General features: G+C 65.5%; 14 protein-coding genes and 1 pseudogene. 4 read left to right on the forward strand and 11 right to left on the reverse strand.

The window, feature by feature from the left end; all coding sequences use genetic code 11:
* Nucleotides 1-83: 83 nt before the first annotated feature.
* Nucleotides 84-509, reverse strand: a complete 426-nt coding sequence (locus G3446_RS03625) for a PIN domain-containing protein (RefSeq protein WP_164451045.1) — start codon at nucleotides 507-509, stop codon at nucleotides 84-86.
* A 190-nt stretch (nucleotides 510-699) separates the two neighbouring features.
* Here G3446_RS03625 and G3446_RS03630 point away from each other — a divergent pair, with 190 nt between their 5' ends.
* Entirely contained in the window at nucleotides 700-969 is a 270-nt protein-coding gene (locus tag G3446_RS03630) for a hypothetical protein (RefSeq protein WP_164451046.1), read from the forward strand.
* A gap of 153 nt (nucleotides 970-1,122) precedes the next feature.
* Here G3446_RS03630 and G3446_RS03635 read toward each other — a convergent pair whose 3' ends face one another.
* The 3 genes from G3446_RS03635 to ettA all read right to left on the reverse strand — a co-directional run bounded on the left by G3446_RS03635 (nucleotide 1,123) and on the right by ettA (nucleotide 5,350).
* Nucleotides 1,123-2,493 (reverse strand): glycoside hydrolase 100 family protein, encoded by a 1,371-nt coding sequence (locus G3446_RS03635; protein WP_164451047.1) that lies wholly within the window; start codon nucleotides 2,491-2,493, stop codon nucleotides 1,123-1,125.
* An 18-nt stretch (nucleotides 2,494-2,511) separates the two neighbouring features.
* Entirely contained in the window at nucleotides 2,512-3,393 is an 882-nt protein-coding gene (locus G3446_RS03640) for an ATP-binding protein (protein ID WP_164451048.1), read from the reverse strand.
* A 289-nt stretch (nucleotides 3,394-3,682) separates the two neighbouring features.
* Nucleotides 3,683-5,350 carry an energy-dependent translational throttle protein EttA gene (gene ettA / locus G3446_RS03645; RefSeq protein ID WP_164451049.1) on the reverse strand — a complete coding sequence of 556 codons (1,668 nt, stop codon included), beginning with the start codon at nucleotides 5,348-5,350 and terminating at the stop codon, nucleotides 3,683-3,685.
* Between the two features lie 261 nt (nucleotides 5,351-5,611).
* Here ettA and G3446_RS03650 point away from each other — a divergent pair, with 261 nt between their 5' ends.
* From G3446_RS03650 to G3446_RS03660, 3 genes are all read left to right on the forward strand, one after another.
* The gene (locus G3446_RS03650; RefSeq protein ID WP_164451050.1) at nucleotides 5,612-6,847 is read left to right on the forward strand and encodes an HDOD domain-containing protein; all 1,236 of its coding nucleotides are present in this window, start codon (nucleotides 5,612-5,614) and stop codon (nucleotides 6,845-6,847) included.
* A 2-nt stretch (nucleotides 6,848-6,849) separates the two neighbouring features.
* Complete coding sequence (gene mobB / locus G3446_RS03655) at nucleotides 6,850-7,413, forward strand: molybdopterin-guanine dinucleotide biosynthesis protein B (RefSeq protein WP_342450023.1); 564 nt, start codon at nucleotides 6,850-6,852, stop codon at nucleotides 7,411-7,413.
* Nucleotides 7,414-7,501: 88 nt separating this feature from the next.
* The gene (locus tag G3446_RS03660) at nucleotides 7,502-7,738 is read left to right on the forward strand and encodes an ATP-binding protein (protein WP_164451051.1); all 237 of its coding nucleotides are present in this window, start codon (nucleotides 7,502-7,504) and stop codon (nucleotides 7,736-7,738) included.
* A gap of 20 nt (nucleotides 7,739-7,758) precedes the next feature.
* Here the strand turns inward: G3446_RS03660 and G3446_RS03665 are convergent, their stop codons facing one another.
* The 7 genes and pseudogenes from G3446_RS03665 to fmt form a co-directional block, all read right to left on the reverse strand.
* The gene (locus G3446_RS03665) at nucleotides 7,759-9,210 is read right to left on the reverse strand and encodes a TrkH family potassium uptake protein (protein WP_164451052.1); all 1,452 of its coding nucleotides are present in this window, start codon (nucleotides 9,208-9,210) and stop codon (nucleotides 7,759-7,761) included.
* Nucleotides 9,211-9,236: 26 nt separating this feature from the next.
* Nucleotides 9,237-10,625: pseudogene (gene trkA / locus G3446_RS03670) on the reverse strand (Trk system potassium transporter TrkA); the annotation flags it as partial.
* A gap of 145 nt (nucleotides 10,626-10,770) precedes the next feature.
* A complete protein-coding gene (locus G3446_RS03675; protein WP_164451054.1) occupies nucleotides 10,771-12,138 on the reverse strand; it encodes a sigma-54-dependent transcriptional regulator in 1,368 nt (455 codons plus the stop codon).
* Nucleotides 12,135-14,336 (reverse strand): ATP-binding protein, encoded by a 2,202-nt coding sequence (locus tag G3446_RS03680; protein WP_164451055.1) that lies wholly within the window; start codon nucleotides 14,334-14,336, stop codon nucleotides 12,135-12,137. The genes G3446_RS03675 and G3446_RS03680 overlap by 4 nt, the downstream gene beginning before the upstream one ends.
* Nucleotides 14,318-14,890: a DUF4390 domain-containing protein gene (locus G3446_RS03685; RefSeq protein WP_164451056.1), complete on the reverse strand. Its 573-nt coding sequence runs from the start codon at nucleotides 14,888-14,890 to the stop codon at nucleotides 14,318-14,320. Before G3446_RS03685 ends, G3446_RS03680 begins: the two co-directional genes overlap by 19 nt.
* The gene (gene rsmB, locus G3446_RS03690) at nucleotides 14,890-16,236 is read right to left on the reverse strand and encodes a 16S rRNA (cytosine(967)-C(5))-methyltransferase RsmB (protein WP_164451057.1); all 1,347 of its coding nucleotides are present in this window, start codon (nucleotides 16,234-16,236) and stop codon (nucleotides 14,890-14,892) included. The genes G3446_RS03685 and rsmB overlap by 1 nt, the downstream gene beginning before the upstream one ends.
* Nucleotides 16,229-17,170 carry a methionyl-tRNA formyltransferase gene (gene fmt / locus G3446_RS03695; RefSeq protein WP_164451058.1) on the reverse strand — a complete coding sequence of 314 codons (942 nt, stop codon included), beginning with the start codon at nucleotides 17,168-17,170 and terminating at the stop codon, nucleotides 16,229-16,231. The genes rsmB and fmt overlap by 8 nt, the downstream gene beginning before the upstream one ends.
* Nucleotides 17,171-17,234 lie beyond the last annotated feature (64 nt).

Here is a 17,234-nt window from a genome sequence, read left to right on the forward strand (position 1 = left end):
CGATTGGGGCTGCGACTGTTGCCCCGCGCCTTTGATCGCGACCGATTCTGGGCGCGGTCGTCGCTAGCAGACTGCCGCTGTCCTCAGGCCCCGAACCGTCGCAGGAAGTCGTCAGGCGCGAGCGCGGGTAGGGCCTGGTCAGTGAAGTCCTCGGCATTCAGGGTCACGATGACGTCGAGCCCGTTGACCCGGGCAGATTCGATGGTGACTGCATCGTCGAGGTAAGGGAAATCCCGCGCGATGGCGGCATCGACCACGGCCGCGCTCATTGGGGCGACGGCGAGCATGTGCCTGAGCTCTTGGATCCTCTCTCTCGCGCCTTCCTTGCCATGCTTGCTGGACAAGGTTGCGTAGAGTGCCTCGAGGGCCGATGCGCATAGGTAGCCTTCGATGCGGCCATTCGCGGCGAGCGTCAAGGCTCGAATGGACGCCTGCGCTTCTTCGCGCTGGGTCGCGAGGGCATCCGTCAGTACGGTGATATCGAATAAGGCCTTGGTTCGTCCGTTCATCTTCCTCTCCGTTTGTCGCCGGACTAAGCGTCCCGCTTGCGGCTCTGAGCCGTTGATCCCGATGAGCTGCTAGCCACCAACGATTAGCTTGCTGCTTTGTCTTGGAGCTGCCTTCCCGTGTCCGGCCACTCACGGAAGGGGTGAGCGGGTGGTCTTCTAGGAAACGAGCTAAGCGGCTGATTCAAATCGGTTGGACGCCAATATCGCCACCTGGCTCGCTCTCAAGGGTCGAGCCTCGGCCCGATCCCCGATCCCAGTGGCCAAGACGTTCCGGGGCGCGCTGCGCTTGCTCCCTATTACTGTCGCGCGGGTATGGCGTCCAGCATGCGAGGCCCGCGGCGTTCTGCATGCTGTCGGAAGCTTTCAGCTCGCCTTGGCATCGGTACCGCGCCGCAGTGCGAAAACCGAAGCCCATCTGAAAGCCGCCCAACTGAAAGAAAAGAAGCTGGCCGTGAATTGAGATTCTGCCTCGACTTTCCTCGATGCGCGAGCCCGATTTTCGATCTGTCCTGGTGCGCTAGGACTTTCGTCGGGTGCGCTTCCCAATGGCTTCAAGGGATCTGACGGGCGGTATGATCGAATCGCGTCGGGGATCCGTGATGCGGCGAAGCTCTCAGCCGTCCGGACCCTGAGGGAAGCAGTCGAGGAGGGATTCGTTCTCCATGAGCCGGTGCGCGAAGAGGTATCCGGCGACGGTCCAGAGCTGATTGAGGTGAGCCCGGCGGCCGATGAGGTTGCCTCGCTTGCCGTCGTAGTATTCGGGCCAATGGTCGGTGGGGAGGGCGCGGTCGGCGGTCTCGATGGCGAGCTGGGCGAGGTCGCCACGGCCGGTCTTGAGTGCGGCGGCGGTGAAGGCCCAAAGGAGCACTGGCCAGTTGCCGCCGTTGTGGTAGGACCAGGGAACGTTCTTGGGATCGCTGCCCGTCATGAAGCTCCACTCCTTGCCGGTGACCGCCGGGTAGACGAGCTTACAGGGCATCTCGCCGATGAGGTCCGGCCAGCGGTCGCTGTAGAGGAACATGATCCGCGCGCCCTCGTCGCGTGTCGTGACGCCGAAGAGGATGCTGAGGAGGTTGCCGAGGGCGAAGAAGCGGAAGTCCATGCGCCCCGGTCCCAGATTGCCGACCAAGTAGCCGGCACGGTCGGGCAGCCAGTCCGCGACCCACTCCGGGATGGACTCCGGGTAGATGTTCAGCATGTTGATGCTGCCGTCGCCGAACTCTTCGGTCTGATAGCGATGGATGGTGCGGAGCTGGTTGAGGTCGAGCCAGTAGAAGAAGCGCAGATAGCTGCGCAGCGAGGTGGCGCGCTTGGCGGAGAGGTCGATGAGGGCGCGGTTCTCTGGCTTGTCGTCGAGCAGTTCGATTGCCGTGATCAGCATGGCGTAGAAGAGCGCCTGGATCTCCAATGGGTGGCCGTAGACGCCCATGCGGCGGTCGATCATGAAAGCGCCATCCGGGACCAGCAGGGTTGGGAAGACCTCGAAGCCTTCCTTGAGGGTCAGATCCATGATGCTGCGTAGCGCGCGCTGAACGCGCTCGTCGCGAGCCAGGTCGCGGTCCCCGCTCATGCGCCTGTAGATGCCGAGCAGGATGACCCACCACATCATGGCGTCGACAGGTGCCACACGGCCGATGGCTTGGTCTCCGAAGTCGGCGCGAATGGTCTCGCCGGCCTTGAGATCATGGATGACGCGGAAGCTGGCGGGCAGCATCGCGGGCTCCAGCTCATGGCCGTGGATGCACTTGTGCTGGCTGCGCAGCTCTAGGACGGTGAGGAGGAAGTTGCGCACGATGGCGTGGTTGCCGTCTGCCATGAAGACGAGCGCGGACGGAATGAAGTCGCGGATGAAACAGTCGTGGTAGTTGGCGGCGACTGCACCGGCGGGGTCCATGGCGGCAACCGTGCCGACGGGCTGGCCGCGGTAGTTCATGACCGAGGAGGCGAGCAGCTCGGTCGCGGCTTCAAGGGCGTCATCTATCATGACGCGATGATAGCGGTTTTAGCCTCGATTCTCGCGTCCAGTCCAATCGCGGGCGAACTGCCAGGCAGTGCGTCCGCTGCGCGACCCTCGCCGCAGCGCCCATTGCAGCGCGGCGCGCTCGATCGGCTCCCACTCGGTGTCCAGCTGCGCGCGGTCCGCCTCCACCAGACGAGCGACCCAATGGCGGACGACCTCGAGATACTGCGCCTGGCTGAAGGGGTGGAAGGCTACCCAGAGGCCGAAGCGGTCGGAGAGCGAGATCTTTTCCTCGACCGATTCCCCATGGTGCAGCTCGCCGTCCAGAATGCGCGCCTCGCGGTTCTCCGACTGAAATTCCGGGAGGAGGTGGCGGCGGTTGGAGGTCGCGTAGATGAGCAGGTTCTCGGGCGTGGCGGCAATGGAGCCGTCGAGGGCGGCCTTGAGCGCCTTGTAGCTGGATTCGCTGGCCTCGAAGGAGAGGTCGTCGCAGAAGAGGATGAACCGCTCTGGGCGGCCGGCGATGAGGTCGAGGATATCCGGGAGCTGGATGAGGTCGTCCTTGTCGACCTCGATCAGCCTGAGTCCGGCATCTCGGTGCGCGTTGAAGACGGCCTTGACCAGGGAGGATTTACCCGTGCCGCGCGAGCCCCAGAGTAGGACATTGTTGGCCGTTCGGCCTTGGATGAACTGTGCCGTGTTGCGGGCGATCTCTTCCTTTTGACGATCCAGGCAGAGCAGGTCCGCGAAGGCGAGCCGGTGCGGTGCGTGGATCGGCTGCAGCCAGCCACGCTCAGCGTTGCGTCGCCAGCGGAAGGCGTGGGCGGACCAGTCGGGCTGGGCGCGCTCCGAGGTGGGAAGGAGCGGCTCGATGCGGTCGAGGAGGGTTTCGAGTCGGGTGATGAGGTGGTCGGCGGTGGACATCGGGCAGTGCTGAATGCGGGCGCTTGGCTCAGGCGAGAAAGACCCATTGCGTTGGAAGGCCGAGCGCGGGTGGCGGCATCGGTGGACTTCGCGTGGGAGACTGTGAAAGTATTCCGGGCGCACCGCGAAGACCGCATCTTACCGTAGGTTGGGCCGACGCAGGAGGCCAAACAATCAGTGCCTTAGGCCGACCGCCATGTTGGGCTTCGTACCTCAGCCCAACCTACGGCGGATTTCTTCACAGTCTCTTGGGCTCGTCTACCCGACCACTCGACCGCAGGTCTTGTGATCAGGCCGAGAGGCGCCGGTACTTGAGCCGGTGCGGCTGGTCCGCGTCGCTGCCGAGGCGGCGGTGGCGGTCGGCCTCGTAGTCGGCGTAGTTGCCTTCGAACCAGACGACCTGGGAGTCGCCCTCGAAGGCCAGGATGTGCGTGGCGACGCGGTCGAGGAACCAGCGATCATGGCTGATGACGACGGCGCAGCCGGGGAAGACCAGCAGGGCCTCTTCCAGCGCGCGCAGGGTTTCGACGTCCAGGTCGTTGGTCGGCTCGTCGAGGAGGAGCAGGTTGCCGCCGCTCTTGAGCACCTTGGCGAGGTGGACGCGGTTGCGCTCACCGCCCGAGAGGTCGCCGATGCGCTTCTGCTGATCCGTTCCCTTGAAGTTGAAGCGCCCGCAATAGGCGCGCGAGGGCATCTCGTAGCGCCCGACGATGATGTTGTCGGCACCGCCCGAGATCTCTTCCCAGATGGTCTTGCTGTCGTCCAGCGCGTCGCGGCTCTGGTCGACGTAGGCCACCTGGACCGTCTCGCCGACTCTCAGACTGCCGGCATCCGGCTGCTCCTTGCCGGTGATGATGCGGAAGAGGGTGGTCTTGCCCGCGCCATTGGGGCCAATGATGCCGACGATGCCGCCCGCGGGGAGGTTGAAGGAGAGGTTCTCGTAGAGCAGGTTGTCGCCGTACGCCTTCTTGATCCCTTCGGCCTCGATGACCAGGTCGCCGAGACGCGGACCCGGCGGAATGTAGATCTCGTTGGTTTCGTTGCGGGACTGGAAGTCCTGCGACTGCAGCTCGTCGAAGCGGGCGAGACGGGCCTTGCTCTTGGCGTGACGGCCCTTGGGGTTGGTCCGCACCCATTCCAGCTCCTGCTTCATGGCCTTGATGCGGGCCTGCTCCTGCTTCTGCTCGAGCTCCAGGCGCTGCTCCTTCTGATCGAGCCAGGAGGAGTAGTTGCCTTCCCAGGGGATGCCGTGGCCGCGGTCGAGCTCCAGGATCCAGCCGGCGACGTTGTCGAGGAAGTAGCGATCATGGGTCACGGCGACCACGGTGCCCGGATACTCGTGCAGGAAGCGCTCCAGCCAGGCGACGGATTCTGCGTCCAGGTGGTTGGTCGGCTCGTCGAGCAGCAGCATGTCTGGCTTGGAGAGCAGCAGCCGGCAGAGGGCGACGCGGCGGCGCTCACCGCCGGACAGCTTGGTGACGTCGGCGTCCCAGGGGGGCAGGCGCAGGGCGTCGGCTGCGACCTCCAGGGTGCGCTCCAGGTTGTGTCCGTCCGTCGCCTCGATCAGATTCTCCAGCTCGCCTTGCTCCTTGGACAGGGCGTCGAAATCGGCGTCCGGCTCGGCGTAGGCCGCGTAGACGGCGTCCAGGCGCTCCAGCGCCTCCTTGACGTGGCTCAGGGCCTCTTCGACGTTGCCGCGGACGTCCTTGCTCGGGTCCAGCTGCGGCTCCTGAGGCAGATAACCGACGTTGATCCCGGGCTGCGGACGCGCCTCGCCCTCGATCTCGGTGTCGATGCCGGCCATGATCCGCAGCAGCGATGACTTACCTGAGCCATTGAGACCGAGCACGCCGATCTTGGCACCGGGGAAGAAGGAGAGGGAGATGTCGCGCAGGATGACGCGCTTGGGCGGCACGATCTTGCCGACCCGGTTCATCGTGTAGATATATTGAGCCATGGATGAGTCGGAATGCGTCGTTCAGTGGTTCGGAATTCGGTGCGAGGAGTGTTTGCGTCGGAAGCCCGCGGCCGAGCCGCGGCGGGGTGTTGCGCCCCGGATATTGCTGCGCATTCTGCGCTGTCGATGCGCAAATGTCCAAGCGCGGGCGGGCTGAGCCGGTTCTGTGACAGAATCGGCGGTGACGCCCTGGATCCCGGCGGGAGACTATGATTCATTCAGCGCGATGACGATTCGGTTGAAGCTCGGAGTACGCATGGCATGACACACCCCATCTCGGCGACCACCCTCGACGACCTCGTGCCCGTGCACGAGCTGGGCAGGGACGAGCGCATCCGGCTCGCGCGCAGCGGTCAGGTGTTCGACATCGAGGCCGGCAAGAAGCTGACGGCGATCCAGGAATACCCCTGGATCGACTACCTGCTCTCCGGGCAGGTTTGCCTGGTGAGTGGTGACAAGAAGGAGATCATCGAGGCCGGGACCCTGAGGTCTTGCTCGCCCTTGTTCAACGAGAGCCGGCTGCGCGAGCACGCCGTCTTCGTGACCCCTGGCGAGCTGCTGCGCCTGGATCGCCAGCTCTACGAGAATATCTGCGGCATCCACCCGCCGTCGCTCAACGCGCTCGGCGACCTGGAGCTGAACGACACCGAGGGCATCCTGCTCGGCAAGCTCTATCAGGCCTGCAAGAAGGGCAACCTGTCCCTGCCGACCTTGCCGAAGGTCGCCAAGGCCATTCAGGAGGCGATGCGCGATCCCAACATCACCTCGGCCAAGCTGGCGCGGATCGTTCAGATGGACATGGCCGTGACCGGTGGACTCATTCGGCTGGCCAACAGCGTCATGTACCGCGCGGCGCAGCCGATTCCCGACGTGCGCAACGCCATCATCCGTCTCGGCATGGAGGTGACCCGCTCGGCCGTGGTGAGCATGGCGATGCAGCAGCTGTTCCGGTCGAAGAATCCGCTCATGAAGCATCGCATGAAGGCCGCGTGGAATCGCAGCGTCCATGTCTCCGCGCTGAGCTATGTCCTGGCGCGGCATTGCAAGGGGTTCAGCCCGGAGCAGGCGATGCTAGCCGGCCTCGTCCACGATGTCGGCGTCATCCCCATCCTCGACTTCGTCAGCCGCAATCACTTCGAGGTCGACGAGGACGAGCTGGAGGCGGCCATCCTCAAGCTGCACCTCATGGTCGGCGAGCTGGTTGTCGACTATTGGGGGCTGGGGCCGGAGATCACCACGGTGGTGCGCGAGTCTGGCAATTGGCACCGTGATGAAAAGGACGCGCCGGACTACTGCGATATCGTCCTCCTGGCACGCCTCTATCGGCTCAACCAGAACGAGACGCGCGGTCCGCTGCCCCGCTATGACGAGGTTCCCGCCTACTACAAGCTGGGGCTCGGCTATCCGGAGGCGGAGGGCGAGCAGGTGGACGTGGTCGCCGAGGCCAGCGAAGAGCTGTCCGCCGTCATGGCGATGCTCCGCGGCGATCGGGGCTAGGGGTGGGCGTTTCGGGCGCGATATCCGCCGACCAGGACCCGCTTGCCCTCAGGCTGCCGGTCATCGGGCTCGTTGCGCCGAGCGGCAGCGGCAAGACCACGCTTCTGCGCGCCGTTGTCTGCGATCTGCATGCGCGCGGCCTGCGGGTGGGCTATCTCAAGCACGCCCATCACTCCTTCGATCTAGACCTCCCGGGAAAGGATAGCTTCGAGATCCGCGCGGCGGGCGCGGCGCAGACGCTCCTTGCATCGCGCGAGCGCTGGGCCCTACAGGTCGAAAATCACACCAAGGGCGTCGATCCGGATCTGGAGGAGATGCTCGCGCGTTTCGAGCATGACAGCCTCGATCTGGTGATCGTCGAGGGCTTCAAGCATGCCCCTTACCCGAAGATCGAGGTCTTTCGCGCGGCGCTTGGCCAGGCACCTCTCTATGTCGAGGATCCCCACATCATCGCCGTTGCCACGGACGACCCCTTGCCGCGGGCGCCACATCCCCAGAGGCTGCCGCTGGCGAGACCTTCCGCCGTTGCGGATTTCGTCCTGACGCGCAGTGGACTCGGGGGTTGAGCCAGGTCTGACGCTTTGCCTCCCCTCGCTATCTTGTCTGCGAAGCGATGCTCGCTCAGAGGGTGAAGCGACGCGGCGATGCAAGCCTTTGCTCTTCTTCGTGTCCTTCACGCCTTTGCGGTTCCAATTGCCGAACCTAGGCTACAAGATCTTCGGCCTCTTCGAGAAGCTCGATTCGGGCGGCGACGGAACTGACACCGGGCTGACCCTGGTGCGGCGCATCGTCGAGGTCCGCGGCGGACGGATCTCGGCCGAGTCGGAAGGCCTGGGTAAGGGGACGGCCTTCCACTTCACCCTGGCGGATGCCGGGATCAGGGACGCCTAGGTCCGCCTGTCCGGGGCGGCTCAGCGCTGCCAGAAGGCGGGGGTCAGGAGCACCAGCAGGGTGAAGATCTCCAGGCGCCCGAGCAGCATGGCGAAGCACAGGATCCACTTGGCTGGATCCTGAAGGTCGGCATAGTGCGCGCCGACCTGCGAGAGTCCGGGGCCCAGGTTGTTGATGCAGGCCGCGACCGCCGAGAAGGATGTCACCAGGTCGAGCCCGGTTGCGGTCAGCATCAGATACATGAGCACGAAGCTGGCGACATAGAGCGAGAAGAATCCCCACACCGCGTCCACAACGCGGTGGTTGACCGTCTTGCCGCCGATGCGGACCGGCAGCTGCGCGTTGGGATGGATGAGGCGTCCGATCTCACGCACCCCTTGCTTGATCAGGAGGAGCACGCGGATGACCTTGATGCCGCCTCCGGTCGAGCCAGCGCAGCCGCCGACGAAGCTGGCGAAGAGCAGCAGGATCTCCAGGAACGGCGGCCAGAAGTAGAACTCGGCCGTCGTGAATCCCGTCGTCGTACCGATCGACACCGCCTGAAAAAGGCCCTTGGTAAAGGATTCTTCCCAGGTCAGGTAGGTCTGGGTCTGGTGAAGCGTGAAGGTCACGAAAGTCGCCACCGTGACCATGATCAGCATATAGAAGCGGAATTCGCTGTCATGAAAATACACGCGCAGATCTTGGCGGTGCACGGCGACGAAATGCAGCGTGAAGTTCATGCCGGCCAGGAGCATGAAGATCACGGCGACCATCTCGATCAGGGTGCTGTCGAAGTAGCCCATGCTGAGGTCATGGGTCGAGAAGCCGCCGATGGCGACCGTCGAGAAGGCATGACCGATCGCATCGAAGAAGGTCATGCCGGCGCCCCAATAGGCCAGCGCGCAGGCGATGGTCATCCACAGATAGATGTACCAGAGGGCCTTGGCGGTCTCTGTGATGCGTGGCGTCAGCTTGGAGTCCTTCATGGGGCCAGGCATCTCGGCCCGGTACAGCTGCATGCCGCCAATGCCCAGCATGGGAAGCACCGCCACCGCCAGCACGATGATGCCCATTCCGCCGAGCCACTGGAGCTGCTGGCGGTAATAGAGGATGGACTTGGGTAGCTCGTCCAGCCCGATGATGACGGTCGCGCCGGTCGTGGTCAGCCCGGAGAGCGACTCGAAAACGGCATCGGTCGGTGAGATCTCGGGGCTTGGCGAGAGCAGGAAGGGGAGGGCGCCAGCCAGGCCAAGGGTCGTCCAGAACAGGACGACGACCAGGAAACCGTCGCGCAGACGCAGGACATGTTGCGAGCGACTCACCGGAAGAAAGATGAGCAGGCCAGTGACCAGGATGAGGCCGAAGGCGAAGATGAAGGGCCAGATCGCGCCGTCCTGGTAGAGCATGGCGACCAAGGCCGGCGGCAGCATGGTGAAGCTGAAGAGGGTCAGCAGCAGGCCCAAGACCTTTTGAACGGCGGCGAATTTCATGGGGCTCGGATCACCGTCGACACGCGCTAGAGGAAGGTGACGCCGACCTGGAAGAGGCGCTCGACCTCTTGGATGCGGCGCTTGTCCGGCAGGAAAAGGATGACGTGGTCCTCGGGCTCGATAAGGGTGTCGGTATGCGCGATCACCACCTTATCGCCACGCACCAGGGCGCCGATGCTGGCGCCTCGGGGCAGCTTCAGCTCGCCGATACGGCGGCCGACGACCTTGCTCGATATCTTGTCGCCATGGGCGATGGCCTCGATGGCTTCGGCGGCGCCGCGGCGCAGCGAGTGCACCATCACCACGTCGCCACGGCGCACGTGCTTGAGCAGGCTGCCGATGGTCGCCTGCTGGGGTGAGATGGCGATGTCGATGCTGCCCGACTGCACTAGGTCCACATAGGCCGGTCGGTTGATGAGTGCCATGACCTTGCGCGCCCCGAGGCGCTTGGCGAGCATGGCGGAGATGATGTTGGCCTCGTCGTCGTTGGTGACGGCACAGAAGACGTCGGTATTCTCGATGTTCTCCTCGAGCAGCAGGTCTTGGTCGGCGGCGTCGCCATGCAGCACGATGGTCTTTTCCAGATCCTCCGCGACGCGCTTGCAGTGGCCGAGGTTGCGCTCGAGGATCTTGACACGAAAGTTGGGCTCCAGTGCCTTGGCGAGCCGCGTGCCGATGTTGCCGCCGCCGGCGATCAGGATGCGCTTGTAGGGCTTGTCGAGCCGGCGCAGCTCGCCCATGACGGCGCGAATGTGCTTGGGGGCGGCGACGAAGAAGACCTCGTCGTCGACCTCGATGATGGTATCGCCCTCGGGCTGGATGGCCCGGTCCTGCCGATAGATGGCCGCGACTCGGGCCTCGACGCTGGGCATGTGCTCGTGCAGGGTGCGCAGCTCCTGCCCGACCAAGGGGCCGCCGTGAAAGGCGCGCACCCCGACCAGCCGAATGCGTCCGCTGGCGAAGTCCAGCACCTGCAGGGTGCCCGGATTCTCGATGAGCCGGATGATGTAGTCGGTGACCAGCGCCTCTGGGCTGATGGTGACATCGATGGGGAGCGCGTCCGAGCCAAAGAGCCGCGGGCGGTCGAGAAAGCTCTGGGCGCGAACGCGTGCGATCTTGGTCGGTGTGTGGAACAGAGTGTAGGCGACCTGGCAGGCGACCATGTTGGTTTCATCGCTGTTGGTCACGGCGATGATCATGTCGGCGTCCTCGGCCCCGGCGCGCAAGAGCACATCTGGGTGGGCGCCATGGCCCATGACGGTGCTCAGATCGAATCTGTCCTGCAGCTCGCGCAGCAGGTCCGGATTATGATCGACGACGGTGATGTCGTTGGCCTCGTTGACCAGGTTGGCGGCCACCGAGGTCCCGACCTGGCCGGCACCCAAGATGATGATTTTCATGGGAGTCGCCAGCCTCCAGCCGCCAGCATGCGGCCGAAGAGCGAGTGCCGCATGCGCTCTTCCGCCAGAATGGGAGGTTTCTGGAGAGCTTCGAGATCAGCCGCTGAGCGTGCCAGCCGCTTCGCCGGAAGCTGGAGGCTGGCGGCTGGAAGCAGGAAGCTCATCGACGCTCTTTGATCTCGATGCCGAGCGATCGCAGCTTGCGGTAGAGATGTGTGCGCTCCATGCCGGCTTCTTTCGCCATCTTGCTGACGTTCCCGGCGTGCTTCTCGAGCTGGTAGTCGAGATAGGCCTTCTCGAACTGCTCGCGTGCCTGGCGCAGCGGCTGGTCGAAGGAGACCAGTCCCTCCAGGGCCTGCACCTGTACCGGAGGAGGCGCGCCCAGGGCGCTCTCGACCTCTTTTTGACTGATCTCGTCGCCGGCACCGAGGATGAGCACGCGCTGAACGAGATTCTTGAGCTCGCGCACATTGCCTGGCCAGGAATAGTTGCGCAGGAAGTTCTGGGCGCCGACGCTGAAGCGTCGATAGGGCAGCTTTTCGTGGGTGGCGAAAAAGTCGAGGTAGAAGTTCAATAGGTCTGGAACGTCCTCCGCGTGCTCGCTCAGCGGCGGGATGTTCAATGGGACCACGTTGAGGTGATAGAAGAGATCTTCGCGGAAGCGCCCGGCGCGTACCTCTTCTTCGAGATTGCGCTGGGTGACGGCGATGATGCGCACGTCGATGCGCACCGGCTCGCTGCCGCCGACGCGCAGGAAGGAGCCGCTGTCCAGGGCGCCGAGCAGCTTGGATTGGGCATCCCACTCCATGTCGGCGACCTCGTCCAGCAGCAGGGTTCCGCCGGCGGCCTTCTCCAGACTGCCATAGTGCGTGTGCTCGCCCTCCTCGGTGCCGAAGAGCTCGCGCGAGGCATTGCCGCCGGCCAGGGAGGAGACGCTGAGGTCGACGAAGGGGCGCTCCTTGCGCGCGCTCTGGGAGTGCAGGTAGCGCGCGAAGGTCTCGCGGCCGCTGCCCGCCTCGCCGGTGATGAGCACCCAGGTGTCGTGCTGGGCGATGCGTTTGACCTGCTCGCGCAGCCGCTGCATCACCGCGCTGCGCCCCACGGGCTCGTGGACCTGGGGGGCGCGGCGCTTCAGGCCGATGTTCTCCTGGTGGAGCTTGTCCGCTTCCAGGGCACGCTCGACGGTCAGCAGCAGCTTGGCCATCGAGAGGGGCTTTTCGAGGAAGTCGTAGGCGCCGAGCCGCGTCGCCTCGACGGCGGTCTCCACGGTGCCGTGCCCGGACATCATGATCACGGGGCAGGGGAGGTCGTCATCCTCCGCCCACTCCTTCAGGAGCGAGATGCCGTCGATGTCCGGCATCCAGATATCGAGCAGGATCAAGTCGGGGCGGCGGTCCCGCAGGGCGTGTCGCGCGGCCTCGCCGTTCTCGGCGACGGCGACGTCGTAGCCCTCGTCTTCTAGGATCTCTTTGACCAGGCCGCGGATATCAGGCTCGTCGTCGACGACCAGGATGTGGGTTGCGCTCATGAGTCTTTGTCTTGCTCCCGACCTTGGGCCGCTTGCTCAGCAGCTTGCCAGACTGGTATTCGGACCCTGATCAAGGCGCCTTGGCCCGTGTTCTCAGCGTCGATCATACCGCCGTGCTCTTCAATTATCTTCTTGACGATCGCCAGGCCGAGTCCAGTGCCCTTTGCCTTGGTCGTGACATAGGGCTCGAAGAGACGATCTCGCAAGTGTGCCTCGAATCCCGGCCCATTGTCAGCGACGACCAGCTCGAGGGCGCGGTTCTCCTCCTCCAGGTGCAGGTTGGTCGCGACCAGGATCTCGCCGCCCGCCCGGCCGTCGAGCGCCTCCTGGGCGTTCTTGATCAGATTGTGGATGAGCTGCCTCAGCCTTAGCGGGTCGCCCCGCACATGGATGCCGTGGGCACGCAGCCTGATCTTGAGCGCCGGCGTGCCGGCGCTGCGGTAGAGATCCAGCACCTCTTGCGCAAGCTGGTCGAAGACCAAGGGCTTGGCCTGGATCTGCGGTGCGCGGGCATAGTCCGAAAAGTCGTTGACCATCGCCTTCATGGCCTCGACCTGCTGGATGATGGTCCCGGTCGCGCGATCGATGACGCGGGCGTCCGACTCCTCGGCCTTGGTGAGCAGCTTGTGTCTCAGACGCTCGGCCGAGAGCTGGATGGGCGTCAGCGGGTTCTTGATCTCATGGGCGAGCCGACGGGCCACCTCGGCCCAGGCGGCGTTGCGCTGCGCGGTGATCAGCGAGGTGACGTCGTCGAAGACCACCACGTGCTCGCGCTTGCTCGTATCCGGCAGGGGCAGCGGGCTTCCACGGCACATCAGCGTCTGGCTCGCCTCGCCGCGCTGGAGCACGACCTCGGCGCGCCAGGCCTGCCCCGCCGCGATGTGACGGCGCAACGTCTCCGTCCAAGGCGTCAGCCAGGGCTGATCGCGCTCCATCAGCTCCAGCGTCGGGCCGGCGTCCTCGGCAAATTGCAGCGACAGGATGGTGCGGGCCGCTGGATTGGCGGTGCGCAGCTTGAGTCCCTCGTCGAGCGAGACGACGCCGGAGGAGAGCCGCCCGAGGATGGTCTCCAGATAGTTGCGCTGGGTCTCGACGGCCTGCTTGCTGCGCGCCGCCGTGTCGCGCGCGGAGGCGATGCGGCGCGACATGGCGTTGAAGGAGGCGACGAGGAAGGTCAGCTCGTCGTCGTATCTGGGCAGCGAGATCTGCTGCTCGTAGTCGCCCTCGCCAATGGAGCGGGTGGCGCGGGCGATGTCGGCGATGGGCGCGACCAGCCGACGCGCCGTGTGAAAGGCCGCGATCAGGGCCGCCATGAGCCCGAACAAGAGGACCAGAGAGAGCGTCAGGGAGAAGCTGAGCTTGAGCGACTTGCGCAGATAGGCCAGCTCCGTGTAGCGGTTGTAGGCCTCCTCCAGGCGGGAGGAGAGCTCGGTGATGCGTGCCGACGTCGGGAAGATGGCCTGCATCAGCATGGGGCGGCCGCGCGGGTCTTGGACCAGTGTCCGCACCACCAGCTCGTCTCCGGGGCCGCTCTCCAGGCCGACATAGTTGGCCCCTGAGCGTACGTTCTGCTGGATCTCGCGCTCGGCGTGGTTGGGGACCAGCTGGGTGGGGTCCTCATTGGCGGTGGCAAGGACATGGCCGGTATCGCTGTAGACCGTCAGCTCGATGGCGCCCGCCTGACGGCGCAGGCTGCTGAGGCTTAGCGCGATGGCGGTCGCCGATCTGTCCTCGATGCCGGCGAGCAGCTGCTCGGTGATCTTGCCGAGCAGGCGCTGGTTGAGGTCGAGCGAGGCCTGATTGAGCACCAGGGCGTCCTGCATGGCGCGGCCGATCTTGACGTCGAACCAGCTGTCGATGCCGCGCAGCAGGAAGCCGAGCGAGAAATAGTAGACCACCCCGACCGGTAGCAGCGAGATGAGCGCGAAGAGGATCACGAGACGCGCGGTCAGGCGTGAGCCAGCGGCCTGGCGGCGATAACGCCTGACCAGCTTGACGATGTTTACGACGACCAGAATGGCGAGGACGAAGAGCCCCGCCATGACCATGAAGAGCAGGGGGACGAAGGCGCGGCTGAGGGCCTCGGAGTTCTGCACCGCGTCGCGCATCAGCACCAGGACGACGAAGAGGCCGATGATGAGGATGGCGACTGGAATGGCGCCCAGCCCGCGACGCCAGCTCAAGGCGTTAACGGCCACTTGCTCCACCCGCTGGAGAGTTTCCAAGACGGTTTGAGGTAGGCCATGGGCCGCAAGGGCAGTGGCAGCTCCTCGACATCCAGGAAGACCTTCATCTGAACTTCGTAATCCTGATCGGGCTCCAGGGCGTCCCGCGAGAGGAGCTGGATGTCGCTCAGCTCACCCAGGGCGCGAATGGCGGCTTCGCGGGTCACGAAATCCTTGCCCTTGTCGCCGGGTAGGTGGTAGACCTCGTAGCGCTCCGAGAGCGGCTTGTAGCGAATGGCATAGCGCAGCTGCAGGTCGACCAGGCTATTTTCCCACAGCCACGCCTTGGTGCGCCTGACCTGGATGTGGTAGACGAACGTGAGGGGGACGCCGTTATCCAGTGCCTCGAGCGCGACATCGCTCAGGTTGAAGTCGATACGCGCGCTGAGATAGAGCCGGGCGTCTTCGAAACGCGTCTCCAGCTCCTCGATCGCGAAGTTGTCGCGGGCCAGCGCGGCCGTGGAGACCGCGAGCACGAATCCCAGCATGAGCACCCGTCCGAGCTCCACCCCTGCTGCTTTGACCATCAGGCGCGCTTCTCGATCAGTGCATAGTAGAAGCCGTCATGGCCGCCCGAGACTGGCAGTAGCTGGCGGCCGTGAGGGAGCGGGCGTCCCCAGTCGGTCTCCAGCGGCAGCTCGCAAGCGTCCGCGCGACGAGAGAGAAAGGCCGCGATCTGCTGGTGATTCTCATCCGCGAGGAGGGAGCAGGTGGCATAGAGCAGTCGGCCCCCAGGTGCCAGCAGCGTCCAGATCGCGTCGAGCATTTGCCCTTGGGTCATCTGGAGGGCGGCGATGTCGTCCGGGCGTCGGAGCCACTTGATGTCCGGGTGGCGGCGGATCACGCCGGTCGCCGAGCAAGGGACATCGAGCAGGACGCGATCGAAGGGCGGGTCGCGCCACGCGCCCTGCGGGCTGGAGGCATCGTCCTGGAGGATGCGGGCATCCAGGCCAAGCCGCCCCAGGGTCGCACGCACGCTCTCGAGACGGGTGGCGTCCTTGTCGACGGCGACCAGGTCCAGCGCATTCTGGGCCTGCTCGAGGATCGCTGCGGTCTTGCCGCCTGGCGCCGCACAGGCATCCAGGACGCGCTGACCCGTCCGGGCGCCCAATAGCACCGAGGCCAGCTGGGCGCCGCTGTCCTGAATGGAAGCCAGGCCGTCGTCGAACCCAGGAAGCGTGCGAGCGGGGCGGGGGGTGTCCAGTACCAGGCCGGTCTCCAGGCCCGGGATGGGGCGTGCGGTGATGCCGGCATCGGCGAGCAGGCGGGCATAGCTCGAGCGGTCGTCGCGCGTTCGATTGACTCTGAGAGCCATGGGCGGGTGCTCGTTGCTGACCCTGAGGACCTGCTCCCAGTCTTGCGGCCAGTCCTCGCGAATCCGCGCGATCAGCCAGCTCGGGAAGAGCCAGCGTGCTTCTGGCTGCTCCAAGACTGCCTCGAGCAGCTCGGCGCGCTCGCGCTGGAAGCGGCGCAGCAGGGCATTGACGAGTCCGGCCTTGCCGGGCTTGCCGAGCAGGCGCACCGCGCCGACGGTGGCCGATACCGCTGCGTGCGGCGGTGTCGCCATCGCCTCGAGCTGATAGAGGCCGACTAGGATCAGGCACTCGAGGTCGCGGTCGGAGGGCTTCAGCGGGTGTTTGAGCAGGCGTGCCGCGAGCGCCTCCAGGCGTGGCAGCATGCGAAGCACGCCATAGCTCATCTCCTGAGTCAGGGCGGGGTCGCGAGCGGAGTCGCCGTCGTGCTGGTCCTGCAGCGCGCGGGTCAGCGATTGACCGCGGTCTCTAACCCTGTGGACGATGCGGGCGGCTGCGGCACGGGAGCGTGCGCCGACGGCGCTGGCCTGCTGGGCTTGCGGTTCCCGGGGCTCAACCAAGTCTCACGCCGCCCAAGTCTCGCGCGTTGAGATAATCGCCGGCGCTCATCGGCTTCTTGCCCGCTGGTTGAAGACGGGTGATGCGCAGCACGCCGCTCCCGGTCGCGACCAGGATGCCTGCACGATCCGCCTGGACGACGCTGCCCGGGGGGGCAGAGGGCGCTGGGCTCGGTTTGGCCTCGGCGTCCCAGATCCGCAGCGTCAGCCCGTCGATCTGGGTGTGGGCCACCGGCCAGGGGGCGAAGGCGCGAGCTTGGCGCTCGATCGTCTCCGCCGGCTGGGTCCAGTCGACGACTGCCTCGTCCTTGGTCAACTTGTGCGCATAGGTCGCCTGGGTGTCGTCCTGGGGCTCTGCTGCCAGCGATCCATCGGCGATGCCGGGCAGTGCTTCCATGAGGGCGCGCGCGCCAAGCTCCGAGAGGCGGTCGTGCAATGTGCCGCCGGTTTCCCGTGGCGCGATGGCAGTCTGCAGGCGATGGTAGACGGGGCCTGTGTCCAAGCCCTCCTCCATGCGCATGATGCAGACCCCGGTCTCGCGATCGCCGGCGAGGATGGCGCGTTGGATGGGCGCCGCGCCGCGCCATCTCGGCAGCAGCGAGGCGTGGATGTTGACGCAGCCGAGACGCGGGGCCTCCAGGACGGCGCTGGGGAGGAGCAGCCCGTAGGCGACGACGATCATGAGGTCGGCTCCGAGCGCGCTCAGGGTGTCGATTGCCGCCGGGTCCCGCTTCAGGCTCTGGGGCTGGTGGACCGCGATGCCGTGCTCGAGCGCGACTTGCTTCACCGGGCTCATCTGCACCTTGCGCCCGCGCCCCGCGGGCCGATCCGGCTGCGTATAGACGGCGACCACGTCCACGCCAGCTTCTAGGAGCGCGGACAGGGGCGGCACCGAGAAGTCGGGCGTTCCTGCGAAGATGACGCGAAGGTCCTTCATGCCGGCACCTTCTGAGGGAGGCGGTGATGGCGAAGGCTCGATCGGGCGGCCGCGGCGGTGGGCG

This window comes from Thiorhodococcus minor (genome assembly GCF_010820565.1).
Classification (GTDB): domain Bacteria; phylum Pseudomonadota; class Gammaproteobacteria; order Chromatiales; family Chromatiaceae; genus Thiorhodococcus; species Thiorhodococcus minor.

Excerpts from the sequence above, each read along its gene's own strand:
- G3446_RS03625 (WP_164451045.1), bottom strand. The coding sequence starts at position 509 with ATGAACGGACGAACCAAGGCCTTATTCGATATCACCGTACTGACGGAT.
- G3446_RS03635 (WP_164451047.1), bottom strand. The coding sequence starts at position 2,493 with ATGATAGATGACGCCCTTGAAGCCGCGACCGAGCTGCTCGCCTCCTCG.
- G3446_RS03640 (WP_164451048.1), bottom strand. The coding sequence starts at position 3,393 with ATGTCCACCGCCGACCACCTCATCACCCGACTCGAAACCCTCCTCGAC.
- ettA (WP_164451049.1), bottom strand. The coding sequence starts at position 5,350 with ATGGCTCAATATATCTACACGATGAACCGGGTCGGCAAGATCGTGCCG.
- G3446_RS03650 (WP_164451050.1), top strand. The coding sequence starts at position 5,612 with ATGACACACCCCATCTCGGCGACCACCCTCGACGACCTCGTGCCCGTG.
- G3446_RS03665 (WP_164451052.1), bottom strand. The coding sequence starts at position 9,210 with ATGAAATTCGCCGCCGTTCAAAAGGTCTTGGGCCTGCTGCTGACCCTC.
- G3446_RS03675 (WP_164451054.1), bottom strand. The coding sequence starts at position 12,138 with ATGAGCGCAACCCACATCCTGGTCGTCGACGACGAGCCTGATATCCGC.
- G3446_RS03685 (WP_164451056.1), bottom strand. The coding sequence starts at position 14,890 with ATGGTCAAAGCAGCAGGGGTGGAGCTCGGACGGGTGCTCATGCTGGGA.
- fmt (WP_164451058.1), bottom strand. The coding sequence starts at position 17,170 with ATGAAGGACCTTCGCGTCATCTTCGCAGGAACGCCCGACTTCTCGGTG.